Genomic DNA, 14,844 nt, shown 5'->3' on the forward strand with positions numbered 1-14,844 from the left:
GAGCCAGAAGTCGTAATGCTGCGCAACCTCGTTGGCGATATCGGAGAACGTGGCGGTGCCCTTGTCGGCGGCCACCACGAGATAGGTGTCGTCACCGTCGCGGCGCACCACCCGCTGCGGCGGGATCACCTCACCACCGGCGTGGTCGACATTGTCGGTCAGGTCGAGTAGTCCCGAGATGAAGGTGCGGTAGCAGGCGATACCCTCGGCCTGCATGGCCTGGCGGTCGGCCGCCGCATCACCGGTCGCGGCCGGCGGGCGCTTCACCACGAACCCGCCCTTCGCGCCCACGGGCACGATCACCGCGTTCTTCACCGCCTGCGCCTTCACCAGACCCAGAATCTCGGTCCGGAAATCCTCCAGGCGATCCGACCACCGCAGCCCACCGCGCGCCACCGCACCGAAACGCAGGTGCACGCCCTCGACCCGCGGCGAATACACGAAGATCTCGAACTGCGGCCGCGGACGGGGCAATTCGGCGATGGCGTGCGGATCGAATTTGAACGACAGATGTCCGGGCGGATTTCCGTCCTCGTCGCGGCGGAAGTAGTTGGTGCGCAGGGTCGCTGTGATCAGCCCGAGAATCGCCCGCAGAATTCGGTCGGTGTCGAGGCTCACCACGGCATCGATTTCGTCCTGCAGCCGCGACGAGATGGCCGCGGCCCGCGCGGTAGCCACCGGTCCGAGGTGTTCGGGATCGAAATACGCCTCGAACAATTCGGTGAAGGCGCGCGCGGTGCTCGGCTGCGCCAGCAGCACCCGGGTGATGTTGGCGAAGGTGTAGGCGAATCCCGCCTGCTGCAGATATTTCGCGTAGGCGCGCAGCATCGCGATCTGGCGCCAGTGCAGTCCGGCCCGCAGGACGAGTTCGTTGAGTCCGTCGACCTCGCTGTCGCCGAACCACATCGCCGACACGGCCTCCGGCAGGCGTTTACGAATACTGGTGTCCGGCAGGGATTCCAGCGCCACGGCGCGATCCAGATCGGCCTCCGGATCGCCCTCGCCGCTGCCGCGCAGCGTGTTCGGCGCGACCCGCAGGCCGAAGTCGTAGATCCACCGCGTGCTGTCGCCGGGCAGTTCGAGCCGGTAGGGCTTTTCCTCCACGACCTCGATGCCCAGGCTGTGCAGCAGCGGCAGCACCCGGCTCAGCGACACCTCGGTCCCGGCGACGTACAGCGTGAAGCGCCACTCCCCCGAGGGCGCGCCGGCGGTGCGGTAGAGATCGGTATCGATCTGCCCGTCGGCCAGACGCTGCAGCCGGCACAGGTCGTCGAGCGCCCGCGCGGGCTCGTATTCCTGCTGATAGGTCGCCGGAAACGCGGTCGCGTAGTCCTGGACGACCGGCGCGGCGATCTCGGCGATACCCGCGGCCTCGCTGACCAGCCGGTCGCTCCAGCTGCGGGTGGTCGCGAACAGCAGGTCCTGAATGCGTTCGCGGTTGGATTCGGTGATATCCGCCGGTTCGGCGTCGGCACCGCGGTGCACCGTGAAATAGACGACGGCGAGCTCGGATTCGGTGACACGCGCCGAATAGGCGATCTGCTCGGCGTCGAATTCGCGGCGCAGGATCTCGTGCATCCGCAACCGCACCTCGGTCGAGTAGCGGTCGCGCGGCAGGTACACGAGGCAGTACACGGCGTTGCTGCCCACATCGCGGCGCAGGAACAGCCGGATCTGGCGCCGCAGCCCGAGATTCATGACGGCCGAGACGGTTTCGAAGAGGCGGCGCGCATCGGTGGAGAACAGTTCGACGCGGGGGAAGGTCTGCAACATCTCCAGCAGCGCCTGGCCGGAGAACGAATTCAGCGCCAGGCCCGCCCATTCGATGACCTGGTGGACGCGGCGGGAGATCACCGGGATGTCGAGGATGTTCTCGTGGAAGCCGCTGACGGTGAAGGTGCCCACGAAAACGTGTTCGCCCACAACCTGACCGGCGACCGAGGGCGTGGTCTCGGCCGCGTAGTCGGCGACGCTGACCACGTACACATCCGGCGAGCCCGGCAGCAGCGAGTCCAGGGAACCGTTGGACAGCCGCAGGATCTGCTCGGAACCGGTCGCGGGTGCGCCCACGTCCACACCCGAACCGTTGCGCAGCACGCCGAGTCCGGTGCCCGAAACCTGTTGCGGCTCCGGGCCGTCGGCGCCGGGATGTACCCGGTAGTAGCCGTATCCCAGCAAGGTGAAGTGCCCGGAGGTCAGCCAGCGCAGCAACTGCGCGCATTCGGCCGCCTCGGTCGCGGACGGTTGCGGTACGGAATCCAGCCGGGCGGCCAGGGTTCCCATCGTGCGGGTCATCGCCTCGGTGTCGTGGGCGACCTGGCGGATCTCGCCGAGCAGGGGTGGCAGCGCCCGCTCGATCCGGTCCAGCACCGCGTCGGAATCGCCGGCACCCAGCTGCACATGGATCCACGACTCGGTGACGACGTTGCCGCTGCCCTCCGATCGGCTCGCCGAATTCGCCTGCGCCACATCGAATCCCTCGCTGGGCGCGATCGCCCGCAACCGGCCGCGCCGATCCCGCAGGACGTCGAAGACCGGATGCACCACCTCGGTCACGGTGGCGCCCAGGCGCTGCAGCGCCGCGGTGAGCGAATCCACCAGCAGCGGCATATCGTCGTTGACGATCTGCAACGCCGGCCCCAGACCACTGCCGTCCCCGGCGCGATACAGCCTGGTCACCGCGGTTCCAGGCCGCCGCCCCGCGGCCAGCTCCAGATGATGCCGGAAGATCTGCTCGGCACGGTCGGTGATCGTCGGCGCCGCGGCTCCCGGCTGAATCCAGCGGAAGTACACCGCCTCCAGATCTGTCGGATCATCACGGAATCGCTTCCATGAAATCGTCTGCTGGGTTGTTGCCACCATCGACCCGTGCCTTCCCGCGATCGGAATCGGTACCGCAGTATTGCGGACTGTCTGTAACGTGCCGTTAAATAACGGCACGTTCTTCAGTGTAACAAGGATTGCGCGACGTTACCCGGTTTCTCAGCGAACCAAACCGGATCGGAACAGAAATGTCTGCGCGCCTGCACGATTCGCGAACGTCGCCGTCTCGATGCGCAGACCGGTGCGGGTATCTGCATACCACACCGTTGCCGAAGGACCGATGGCGACGAACACCGTGCCGTCGGCGATGACCGTGCCGCCGGCGACGCGCCAGCCGTTGACCACCGCGGTCAGATTCTGCGGTGGATCGGCCCGCACGGTGAAGGTCAGTTGCCGGCCGTCGGTGATGCCGCCGGACAACAGCGGGTGATCGGCCGTGATCACACAGTTGTCCACCGCGGGACCGCTGTCGACATGCCGGCACGAGGAAGCGGCCCGCACCAGATCGGGCAGCGCCTCGACGGGGGTGAGCTGCCCGATCATCGGCGGTGCGTTCACCGCACAGGAACGGATGACCACGACGGCCACCACCAGCAGCGCGGCGATCGCGGCGATCGCGACCTTCCAGCTGACCTCCGGCAGAGCGATTGCGGCAGCGCCCTTTTCGGCCTCCGCCGCCGCTTTGGTCGCGCCCTCACCCGCCTTCGCGACCTCGGCGCCCACCTTCTCCGCCGCACCCGCGGTGCGCGCGATCAGGCGCCCGGCCTCCAATGCGGTGTGCGCGGCATCCGCCAGCAGCGGGTGACCGGTGGCACCGCCGTCGACACGGACCTCGGGACCGAGCGGCAACGGGGCTCCGCAATGGCCGCAACGAGTTTCGTCTCCGCCATTGCGATGGGAGCAGTACTGGCAGATCGAATGCGGAGGTTTCAATGTCCCGTGATCACAATCGAGGAGATGGCGGTGGTGTTGATCGAGGGCTCGCCCTTGGACTGCTGAATCGTCAAGGTGATCTTCGAGGCGCTGACCGCGGGAGACATCTTGGTGACCACGAGGCTGCGCTGATCCAGTGTCTGCTGCGTATATCGCGTCGCGGTCGGATCGTCGAACAGATACGACACCCGGCTCACCGTGCGGTACTTGTTCCACTGGTCCGCACCGTCGCTGCCGACGCTGTCCCAGCCGGGGACGATCCCGATGGAGTCCACCTGGTATTTCTTACCGAGGTCGATCGTCATGACCTGACCGTCGATCTTGAATGCCCGCACGCAGGACCACGCCTTGCCCGGTTCACCGGAGAAGGCGTCCATCGCGTCCGTACTGCCGGCCGGGCAGTGCGCCTGCGCGGATCGGACCTTGATGGGGGCGCTGTTCGACTCCGAGGGCGCCGATTCCGGGCCCGCGCCCGGCTTCGACGACGGAGGTGCGGCGGCCACCGGAGTGACCACGGCCAACTGATCGGGGTTGCTCTTCTTACCGCCCGTGGTGACCAGCACCAGCACGAGCACGAGGGCCAACGCCGCGGCGACGGCCAGGGCGACCTTCGGTTTGCGCAGCTGAGCCAGCACCACCTGCGGGAATTGCGGCCTCTCGGCCGAGGTGCGTTCGGCCGCCTTCTCCCGGGCTTCGGGGGCGGCACCGGCCCGCTGTTCGGATTCCTCCGCCGCCGCGCCGAGCCGCGCCGAACGCTCGGAGAAATCCGAGGTGAATTCGAGTTGGCTGGACCCGGCGGGCGATTCCCCGCTGAGCAGCGCCATGATCCGGTCACTGGCCTTCGGCCCGGAACTCACCTTGCGCACCGACGGTACCGAATCGGAATCCGCCACGGAGTCAACGATATTCGGGTGTTCGGTAGCCGACGGACCGGCGGCCGGGCCATCGTCGGCGGCGAATTCGGGCGATCCGAACGACGGGTCGGAGAGCAGCGTGTCCAGGACCGCGCCGCGATGGCGAAGGAAGAGATCTCCCTGGTCCTCGGCGGGCATATCCCGGATGGTAGCGACAATCACACCCGTGCCCCATCGGCACTATTCCCGCTGGGGAGAACAGTTTTCGCCGATTCAGTCCGGACGTTCGGTGACGAAATACTCCGGCGGCACATCGAAGACCCGGGCCAGCGCGATGATCAGATCCAACCGCGGGATCGCCTCCCCGTGCACCAGCCGGTACAGCCCCGACTGCGACACCGGCACATCCGGGTACGCCAGTTCCAGGTGCTGCGCCAGCGAATACAGCGTCAGCGACCTGGTCGAGCCGTCCTCGGTCGACACCACGGATTCCGCGATCAGCTCCGACAGGCGGCGGGAGAAGATCGCCGCCGCGCTCTGCCGGGGTGTTAGCGAGTCGTCGCCGTCCGGAGGCTGAATATCACCATCGGTCTGGGAGTCCGCCACCACATTGATCAACATTACCGTCCCGATTCGTCAGTCGGCACCAGGACCACCTACCTGCGGGGCCGTGATCGCCGGTCTATCGCCTGCCGCCGCCGGGGGCGCCGGATTGTCGTAATAGCGGGTCTCGCCGCGCGGCTCGATCAGATCCACTCGCACCGTGCGCATCGGAATGCTGACATCCACCGACGTCGCGGTGACCTGGTTGATCGCCAGATCCACGGATCGGCGGCGCGAGGTCCCCGGATCGTTGATGGTCACCGTGGTGTGCGCCGTCGAGGCGCGCGGAGACATCTGGTCGAACACCGCGATGGTGGCCGGGCTGCCGGCGGTCCCGCCCTCGGCGTCGGCGAGCCCGGATTCGGCCGCCAGCCGCAGCGAGGACGGGTCGCCGACCGCGGAAACCAGCTGTGACCAGCGGTGCGGCCGGGCCGAATGCACCTCGACGTCGGCGCCGACCACCATCGCGCGCAGCACGATCTGCTGGGCCACCGGCAGATCCGCGTGCACGTCGATGGTGCGCCGGCGCGGGTTGTAGCGCGCCGGGTCGAACAGCGGCAGGGCGAGCGCGTGCTGGGGCCGGCCACTGATCGATCCCAGGATCTGCCCGTTGGGGCCGATGGTGATCGGCAGCTCCGCGAGCAGCTCCGGGGAGGCCACGTCGTTGCCGGTGTCGTCGGGCGGCAGGGCGGAGACCGGGGTTCCGGTCGGCAGCGTCGCCAGCAGGGCCGTCGACTGCCGTCCACCGAGCCGCCGCAGATAGTCGACCGGCGCCGAGGTGACCGGCGGGCCCACATAGCGCACGATGCCGCGCGGTCCGAGCGCCCCGCCGGCCAGACTGACCACGAGAGTGGTCCGGCCGCGATTCCAGTTCCAGCAGTCGTCGAGGCCCGCACCGTGCAGCCGGGTCCAGTCGATGGAGAAACTGGTCACGCATCGCCCGGAGGCCGGCGATTCCAGCTGCCCCCAGCGCTCCCGCAACTCCGCCGGTTCGACCCCGGCGTGCAGCAGCCGGGTCGCCTCCCGCAACGCGTCCGCGGGCAGGGCGTGTGCCGAGATGCCCCGCTCGCGCAGCCGGGACGCGATCCGATGTGCCGCGGTGGCCAGGGCTTTCGGGCCGGTGACCTCGGCCGGTCCGCGGCGGGCCAGCGCGGTGAGATTGCGCTGCTGATCCAGGCGCAGCACCAGCCAGGTCATCCGCTCCCCCACCACCGGATGGGTACCGATCAGCTGGTCGTAGAGCATGCTGTAGCTGGTGGCCGGACGGACCCGCTGGCCGGTGGTCACGATGTCGATGTCGACGGCGATCCCGTACTGGTCCAGCATCGAGACCAGCGTGTCGATCGGTACGACGTCCTCGGTGTAGAGCGTCTCCTCGCCGATCACGGTGGGCAGATCGAGGTCGGGCGCCAGCTGGATCATCGCGACCAGCGTCGACTCGTCGGTGTGGATACCGCACACGCCGGCGGCGACCTCCACGTCGTGGATCTCGCGCGGCCGGGCTCGCTCCCGGGCCCGCGTCGCCATACCGGCCCGGTACGCGCACCAGTCCAGGAACCAGCGCACCGCGGTACGCCCATCGACGCGGACCAGTACCGCGCCCGCCATCGCCACCACCACCAGCGGGCCTACCCACAGCGGTGCGCGACCCCACAAACCGACCAGCACGAAACTGGCGGCGATCGAAGCCGTCACGATCGGCCCGCCCTCCGGACTGCCGATTCGGATGTTCGCCACGCTCAACGGCGTCTCCCGATCACCGTGCCGGCGTAGCTCGCTCCCACCCCGGCCACGAGCGCGGCCAGGATGACGATCCCGGCAACGATCGCCGGACGGCGGTCGGCCGCGCGCGCCGGCGGCGGCACGATGAGTTCGGTGGAGCGGAACAGGCCGGCCGGCTGTCGTGGTGCGGTCCGAAGGCTCAGTGCCGCAAGCGGATCGATCATGCCCGCACCGACCGAGTTGTCGATGCCGCGAGCGGGTGCGTGCGCGCTGGCCTGCAAGCGTGCGGCGATCTCCTGGGGCGTCTCGTTCGGGTAGCGCGATCGCAGCAGCGCCGCCACGCCGCTCACATAGGCCGCCGCGAACGAGGCGCCGCCGACGGCGACCAGTTTGTCGGGCGCGCCGACGCCGTTGATCAGGCCACCGCCGCCCGGGCCGAGCGATTCGATTCCGGTGCCGGGCGCGGCGACCGAAACCCACGGTCCGGCAAGCGAATCCGCCATCGGAGTGCCGGTGGCGGTGGTGAAGCCGACGGTCAGCACATCCGGGCCGAACCATCCGGGTGACGAGATCGTCTGCACCGCACCCCAGTTCCGGGAATCGCGCGGGCGACTCGGATCGATCGGCGGATTCTGCTGACATCCCGAGCTACCGGTGTTGCCCGCACCGGCCACGATGAGCGCGCCGCGCACGTGCACGGCGAATCCGATGGCCGCCGAGAGCATCGACTGGTCGAGTTTCGAATCCGCGGGCACACAGATCGGCAGCGACACCGTGATCACCCCGGCGCCGAGGTTCGCCGCGTGGGTGATGGCGCGGGCCATATTGCGCAACTCGCGGGCCGGCGCCGCGGTGGCCTCGTCCCCCTGCGGCTGTTCCGGACTGAAGGCGCCCGACCGGTAGCGGATCGACACCAGCCTGGCGTCCGGTGCGACACCGCTGAACCCGTCGGCGGAATCGGATGTGGCGCCGATGATTCCGGCGACCAGCGTGCCGTGCGCATCGCAGTCCGACAGTCCGTCGCCCCCGGCGGCCACATAGTCGCCACCACCGGTGAGATTGGGCAGCCGCGGGTTGGGGCCGACGCCGGTATCGACGATCGCGACGGTCACCCCGCCGCCGCGGCTCAGCGCGCGCGCCTGGCGCAGATCCAGCGCCTGTTCGGGCGGCGGCGTCTGCTTCACGTCACTGTTGGGCAGCAGGCCGACGGCCAGGCAGCCCTTGTCCTGTTTGGTCGGCACCTCGGGACCGGGCGGGCCGTCGGGCGGCGCCGCGCCGACCACCACGTCCGGCGGGTCCAACGCGGCGGCCGGACCGGCGCCCAGCAGCAGGAGCACCGCGACCAGCGCCGTGCTCGCGGATCGGATCGGACGCATCAGATCTCTCGCATGGCGGTGTAGATGCCCATGATCCAGAACGCGATCACCGGGACGATCACGATCAGGGCGTACTCGATCAGATCGATGACACGGCGGGTCACCGGCGACAGACGCGTACCCGGAAGCCGAAGCGCCGCAACGCAGGCCGCCACCGCCGCGGCCACCGCGACGAGCACGACCACCAGCCGGGCACCCGGGGTGTGGTAGGCACCGACCAGGACGAATCCGAGACCGGTCAGGGTGATGGCGGCGGCCGAGACCAGTGCGAGGGCCTGCACGCGATCCGGGAACCAGCGGGAGCGCAGCACCAGAATTCCGGCGACCGCCACGGCCAGCACGATTTCGCGGACCCCGCCCGGACTCGCCGCGGCGGTGACGACCGTCGACACCGACAGCAGTACCGCGACCGCCGCCATCAGTCCCCGCAGGCTGGTCACGGCCAGCCGGGCGCGAGCCTCGATCCCGGAGTGGGCCCGGCGCCGATCGCGCTCGTCCTGTTCCTCGAGTTCGGGATCGGCCTCACGGGCGGCCTCGGCGTCGAAGATGTCGGTCAGGGTCGACGGCGCCACCTCGCTGCCCGGATCGGGCAGATCCGGCGGGCGGATGCGCGCGATCACGACCGCCAGCCGGGGCGCGGCCGTCAGCACGATCAGGCCCGCGAAGACGAGACCGGCGGTGACCTGCCGCAGCGCGATATCGAGATAGGTGGCCGGGACCGCGGCCGCGGTGATCACCACGCCCAGCACGGTGACCGACATCAGTGTGGCGATCCCGAAACGGGTCACGCGCATCATGGTCGCTGCCGATACCGCGGCCACCACGGCCCCGGCGGCGATGTTGGCGGCGGCGAACGCGCCCGGCTCCCCGTAGGCGGGCGGCACCAGCATCGCCCCGCCGGCGGACAGCAGCGGCACGGCCGACAGCGCCAGGCCCAGCGAAATGCCCGGTGCCACCCGCCGCCCGCGCACGACCAGCGCCGCCACCCAGTACGCCACGCCGAGCAGCAGTGCCGGCAGCCCGCACCACCACACCGAGCCGGTCTCGGTCCACGACCAGGCCAGCATTCCGGCCGCGGCGACCGCACCCACGCCCAGGGCACTGACACCCACGATCGCGACGGTGCCACGGTCGAATTCGGCGAATTCGCGTTCGTTGATCATCGCCAGGGCGTCGGTGATGTCCTCGACGACCGGGGTGAACATCTCCGCCGACTCCACCGCGGTGAGCATGAGCACGGTGCCGTCGACCACGTCGTGATCGGCCAGACTGCGCCACCGGGGAATCGGGGGCTCGCCCGGCCGGGCCAGACTCCACTGTCCGCTGGGCGGAGTGAAATCCACGTTCTCGTCGTCGATCGCGCGCGACAGGACGCCGAGGAGATCGTCGATGAAGGTCTCGATGGTGAATTTGGTCGGCACCACCACATCGACCTGGTAGGTGGCGACCATGATCGCGATCCGGGCGCGCGCCACCTCGGCCGTGGGCGCCGCCGCCGCGGGGGCGGTCGCGTAGGCAGCGGTCATCGCCACCCTCCGCGATCGCCGCCGGCCATCGGCGAACCCGGGAAGCCGTCGGCCAGCGCGGCGGCGAGTTCCTCGAACGCCAGGCCCGTGCCCTCGTCGAGCAAGCGGAGGTCGATCTCGCCGCCTTCGGACAGATGCGCGTCGTAGGGCAGTTCGAAGGTGGGCCGCTGGGCGGTGGCGAAGAGCTTCTCGATCTGGTCGACCTCGACGGTCGGCTTCACCGGATGATGGTGGACGATCGCGACGATCGATTTGGCGATCAAATGTTGCATCCCATGCGAATTCAGCCAATTGAGGGTGGCGACGGCGCCCTTCACCCCGCCCACGGTCGCGGGCGTGACGACCAGCACCGCGTCACTGGTGTTCAAAACGCTCCCGGTGGCCGAATCCAGCACTCCGGTACCGCAATCCACGAGCATCAGGTTGTAGTGGCGGCGCAGGATCTCGACGGCGGCGGAGTATTCGCCACCGGAGAGCGCCTCGACCGATTCGGTATTCCACGGTGAGGCCACGACGGCCAGATCGGCATCGTTGATCGAGGTGAACGAATGCACCGCCGAGAACGCCTCGAGATTCGGGGAGCGAACCAGATCCCGCAGCGTCAGACCGTAGGGATGCGGCCGGGTCCGGGTCGGCAGATCGCCGAAATCGGGATTCGCGTCGATCGCCACCACCCGGTCCGGGCGCAGGCGGGCAAAGGTGGAGCCGAGGGCCGCGGTCACAGTGGTGCGTCCGACGCCGCCCTTCACACTGATCACCGCGATCTGATAGGTGCTGTTGAGCTGACGGCGAATTCGGCCGCGGCGATCCTGTTTCCGTTGTTCGGACGGCGACAGGCCGAGATTGAATCCGACCTTGTTCAGCGCGCCCCGCACACCGCTGGTGGATTTGAGCTGGGCACGATGGGCCGCGGCGATATCGGCCAGCAGTTCCGCGGAAGTCAGTGCGGCGGGCAGGATCTCGACGCGCTCGGAACTCTGCACACCGCGCTCGACGCGGTCGGGGACCCGGGCGGCGGCCGGCGATGTCGCGGAGTAGGAGGCGGGCGCGGCGGTCTGCGGCGAAGTCGCGGCCTGCTGCCACGTCGTCGGCGCGGCCTGGGATGCGGACTGCCGGCTCGCGGCGGATGTTTCGGCCGGCGGGGCAACATGGGACGCCGAGGCATCGGCGGTGGGTGTGGGCGGTTCGGCGCGCATCCCGGCCGACTGCGCCGGCCCGGGCTGAACCGAACCCGGCTGTACCGAACCCGATGACGCCGCTCCTGATGGGGTCACTCCTTGGTACGTGGATCCCGGATGCACCGAACCCGGAGCCACCGGCCCTTGCTGCGCCGGTCCCGCCGCTGCCGAGCCGGACTGGGCGGATCCTGTTGCCGCCGAACCCGGCTGCACGGATTCCGGCGGTACCGAGCCCGGCTGCGCGAAACCTGTTGCTGCCGAATTCGTCTGGCTGTATCCCGCCGGTACCGCGCCCGGCTGGGGTGTGCCGGTGGCTCCGGAGCCCACGGTCGCCGATCCGGTCGGCGCCGCACCGGGTCCGACCGGGGCCGCGGCGGGGCGTGCGGGGTCGGCGGTCATCGCACCGCCGGTCGGCTCACTCGACGGTTGCACTGCGGAACCGGGTGCCGCGGGCGCATTTCCGGCCATCGAAGCCGCGGCCTGTGACGTCGAGGCCCCGGAGTCACCGGTGTGCGCCGGGCCCGGCTGATCGGGCACCGCCGCGAAGAAGGCGTCGTAACCGCCCCGAGCCCGGACGGCCTCGGCCGCATGCCCATTCGTACTCGGTGCTCGGTTCATGTCCCTCATCCTCTCCGAAAACGCCCGGTCGGCACTCTCATTCGGCGCGACTGGTTTCGAACCAGCTGCGGCCGGGTAACAGGTCGACCAGTGCCGCGACGCCGGCGTGCAGCGCCGCGTCGTCCCCGGGCGCGTACGTCGCCCGAATCCGACCGTCCAGCGCCATACTCGGAGTCACGACGATTCGGCCCGACACGGTGTCGAGCACGGTCATACAGACCTCGGGTCGCGGCGTAGTACCGTCGTGGTGCTCGGTGACGACGATCTCCGCGCGCCGCACGATCTCGTTCATCACCCGGGCGAGCAGACTCGCCGTCCGCGATTCGGCGCCGAGTTCGACCAGTGTCCGGCGTCGTTCGGCCGGCTCGGCCGGAACCTCGGCGAAGTCCTCGGCCCACGCCGACAGCGGCGTGAACTCCAGGGCGTCGGCCGGTCCCAACGCGGCCGTCAACGCGCCGGTCAGCGCGTCCAGGCGGCGCTCGCCCGCGGGTACCGACTGGATGACGACGTGGTCGTCGGACCGCACCGCGAGCACCTGTGTCTCACCGGAACGAACCAGCGACAGCCGCAGCATATCCTTCGGGCCGCCGTCCAGGCCGGTATCGATGATCCGGGCGACCAATTCCACATCCGGCCGGTACAGGCATCGCAGCCAATGCTCGATGGTCGGGTGCACCCGGCCATCGATCACCATCCCGGCCTCGATCAGCTGATCGGTGACCACGGCGTGCACCCGGTCCCGATCCTCGATCCGGTAGATGTTGGGCATCAGTGCCAGGACCGGAGGATAGGAGTCGATGCCGACCAGATGCCGAAGCACCAGGGCGGCATCGACATTCAGATCGATCGCTACCGGATCCTCGATCGCATCATCCACGCATGCTCGCGGCACTGGCCTTGTCGGCGGTCTGGACCATACCCTGGCTACCGGCGGCGAAGTGGATCTGCGTGTTCAGCTTGACCAGGTTCGCCTGGTGGGCTGCCAGCAACTTGTTCAGATTCCCCGAGACCTCCTGGTATGCCTCCGACGTAGCACCGCCGAGGAGACTCGCCAGCGTCTGCTGCAGGTTTCGCAGGTGGTTGACATTGTCCTCCATCGCCTGGCCGAGTCCTTTGAGCGTTGTGTGGTGCTCATCGACGTGGGCGAAGTTGAAGTACATATTTCCGGCCATGATTCATCGAACCTTTCGTATTTTCGAAGAATGAGATCTGCTGGGCAGCAGGGGTTTACGTGAGCGAGGACAGGGAGATCTTTCCGGACGAGGCCGGCCCGGAACCATCGGTGGCGTTGAGAACGCCGTCGCTGCCGTCGTGGGCCATGACCTTCTGCGCGGCGTCGAGGTCGTCGTAGTCGACCTGGCCACCGCGCTTCTGGATCTGGTTCTGGATCCGATCCAGTTCCCGCCAGAGGTTCGTCCCGCTGGTGTGCAGATCGGCGAGAGTGCTGTCGATCGCCGTACCGGTGTGCTGACTGCGCACCGCGGTGTTCAATCCGTGCCGAGTCGCATCCAACGTCCGGAGCTGATTCTCCAGCTCACCGGCCGCCAGAGCGGTCTTGGTGGCGGCGGTGTTCCAGTCGTCCGATGTACCCTGCATCACATTGGGATTGGTCATTTCTCATTCCTTTCGAGGTTCGATTCACAGTCGGCTCCGCGCCCGGCGGAGACGTTGAGGGGAGGCCCGTCGGCTCCCGGCGTACTAGTCGCGGCTCCGGTATTCACCGGGGACATCCATCGAGACCGGAACCGGCTCGTCCTCGACGCGTTCGAGCACACCGAAGGCGGGCACCAGTTCGGGTACGGCGTCGATCGTGTGGTCGTCGTCGGCGTATTCGATGACTCCGACCACGGGAGCCTGCTCGAGCACCGGCACCTCGTCGTGCTCACCGGGTACGAAGACCTTCGAGGGCTTCTTCTCGTCGTCGCGACGCCGGCGCATCCGCGCTTTGGGCGCCACCGCGCCCCGCGGGACGTTCCGCGGCGGCACCGGCCCGGTGGGCGGTTCGGTGGGCAGCGCGCCGAATGCCCGCGCGCCCATCGGGTTCCAGTTGGCCGGCATCCGGAATCCGGCGCCGGAGGCGGGCACGGCGCCCATCCCGCCGCGGGCCATCGAGAACGTGACGGCGCTGCCCACACCACCGTTCAGCCCCAAGAGGGTGGTCGAGTACGGTGACGTTCCGTAGAAGCCGTGCTGTTCCTGGGTCAGATAGTTACCGTCGCCGCCGGAGTTGCCCAGCGAATCGGTCATCGACGACATGGCGTCGTTGACATCGGAGACCGCGTTCTCGGCCTCGGTCCCGCCCGGTGGGGTCTGGGTGGGGTCGACCCCGGTATCGGCCGGGTCGGTGGAGCCACCACCGGGTGATGTCGGGTCGTGGCCGCCACCCATGTCTCCCGACCCGTCGCCGGGACCGCTGCCCGGGCCGTCGCCGGGTCCGCTCGGCCCGCCGCCCGGACCAGTCGGCCCGGTGTGGCCGGTGGGTCCGCCGCCCGGGGTGTGCGGCGGGTCGAAATACGTTGTCCCGGAAGGACCGCCGAATTCCCCACCGTCGCCGGCGATCGTCGGCGCCACCGTCGGCGGCGGCAGCGCGCCGATCAGTCCGCTCGAGATCCCCTGGTAGGTGTACATGGTTTCGGAGGCCCGCTCCCACATGAAGGCGTAGGCCAGCTCGTTCGCCGCGATCAGCGGTTCCGTGGCGCCCATCGTCGCCCCACTGGCCGCCGCCAGTGCGACGCTCATTGCCCGATTGGCGAGGATCATCGGCAGCGGCGGCATCGCCAGGCGCGCACCGTGGTTGGCGGCCGCGGCGGCGCCCACGATCATCGAGGTCTGCTTGGCGACGACGGCCTGTTGCCGATACCACTCGGTGTGCCGGCTGAACGCGGTGTGCGCCTTGGTACCGGCCTCGCCTTCCCAGGCGACCTGCATGACACCGTTGGAGCCCTCGAAGCCGGTCGCCGCCGCCATCAAGGCTTCCGAGACCGCCTCGTACGCGATCGAGGTCGCCTCCATGGGCTCGGGCCCCGGCCCGGCGAACAGCCGGGCGGAGTTCACTTCCGGTGGGAGCGCGGCGAAGTCGAACCCCTCGATAAAACTGACGGCGGCACCGGCCATGCCGGCGAGCGAGGCCGCGGCCTCCGCACTTGCCTTCACATCACCGGCGACCTGGCCGAGTCCGGCGGCCGCGCCGGTCACTGCGTCCATCGCGAAC

At 69.1% G+C, this 14,844-nt stretch carries 12 protein-coding genes; all 12 read right to left on the reverse strand.

Annotated features, from left to right (window positions below; all coding sequences use genetic code 11):
• On the reverse strand, positions 1 to 2,862 hold a 2,862-nt coding region (locus AC5592_RS27955; RefSeq protein WP_198163955.1), incomplete at its 3' end, for an NAD-glutamate dehydrogenase domain-containing protein.
• 120 nt (positions 2,863 to 2,982) lie between these two features.
• A complete protein-coding gene (locus tag AC5592_RS27960; protein WP_036499277.1) occupies positions 2,983 to 3,672 on the reverse strand; it encodes a hypothetical protein in 690 nt (229 codons plus the stop codon).
• 80 nt (positions 3,673 to 3,752) lie between these two features.
• On the reverse strand, positions 3,753 to 4,808 hold the full coding sequence (locus AC5592_RS27965; protein ID WP_051024410.1) for a hypothetical protein: 1,056 nt from the start codon (positions 4,806 to 4,808) through the stop codon (positions 3,753 to 3,755).
• A 75-nt stretch (positions 4,809 to 4,883) separates the two neighbouring features.
• Entirely contained in the window at positions 4,884 to 5,219 is a 336-nt protein-coding gene (locus AC5592_RS27970) for a helix-turn-helix domain-containing protein (protein WP_223273873.1), read from the reverse strand.
• 27 nt (positions 5,220 to 5,246) lie between these two features.
• Entirely contained in the window at positions 5,247 to 6,950 is a 1,704-nt protein-coding gene (gene eccE, locus AC5592_RS27975) for a type VII secretion protein EccE (protein ID WP_232329591.1), read from the reverse strand.
• A gap of 2 nt (positions 6,951 to 6,952) precedes the next feature.
• Positions 6,953 to 8,311: a type VII secretion-associated serine protease mycosin gene (mycP, locus tag AC5592_RS27980; RefSeq protein WP_036499273.1), complete on the reverse strand. Its 1,359-nt coding sequence runs from the start codon at positions 8,309 to 8,311 to the stop codon at positions 6,953 to 6,955.
• Entirely contained in the window at positions 8,311 to 9,837 is a 1,527-nt protein-coding gene (eccD, locus tag AC5592_RS27985; protein WP_036499284.1) for a type VII secretion integral membrane protein EccD, read from the reverse strand. Before eccD ends, mycP begins: the two co-directional genes overlap by 1 nt.
• Positions 9,834 to 11,633, reverse strand: a complete 1,800-nt coding sequence (locus AC5592_RS27990) for a CpaE/TadZ family protein (RefSeq protein ID WP_232329585.1) — start codon at positions 11,631 to 11,633, stop codon at positions 9,834 to 9,836. Before AC5592_RS27990 ends, eccD begins: the two co-directional genes overlap by 4 nt.
• Before the next feature lie 37 nt (positions 11,634 to 11,670).
• Positions 11,671 to 12,510: an ESX secretion-associated protein EspG gene (locus AC5592_RS27995; protein ID WP_063065952.1), complete on the reverse strand. Its 840-nt coding sequence runs from the start codon at positions 12,508 to 12,510 to the stop codon at positions 11,671 to 11,673.
• Entirely contained in the window at positions 12,503 to 12,805 is a 303-nt protein-coding gene (locus AC5592_RS28000) for a hypothetical protein (protein WP_143860641.1), read from the reverse strand. Before AC5592_RS28000 ends, AC5592_RS27995 begins: the two co-directional genes overlap by 8 nt.
• 55 nt (positions 12,806 to 12,860) lie before the next feature.
• On the reverse strand, positions 12,861 to 13,247 hold the full coding sequence (locus tag AC5592_RS28005) for a hypothetical protein (RefSeq protein WP_036508137.1): 387 nt from the start codon (positions 13,245 to 13,247) through the stop codon (positions 12,861 to 12,863).
• 84 nt (positions 13,248 to 13,331) lie between these two features.
• Positions 13,332 to 14,837 carry a PPE family protein gene (locus AC5592_RS28010; RefSeq protein ID WP_063065953.1) on the reverse strand — a complete coding sequence of 502 codons (1,506 nt, stop codon included), beginning with the start codon at positions 14,835 to 14,837 and terminating at the stop codon, positions 13,332 to 13,334.
• Positions 14,838 to 14,844 lie beyond the last annotated feature (7 nt).

This window comes from Nocardia violaceofusca NBRC 14427 (assembly GCF_963869435.1).
Taxonomy (GTDB): domain Bacteria; phylum Actinomycetota; class Actinomycetes; order Mycobacteriales; family Mycobacteriaceae; genus Nocardia; species Nocardia aobensis.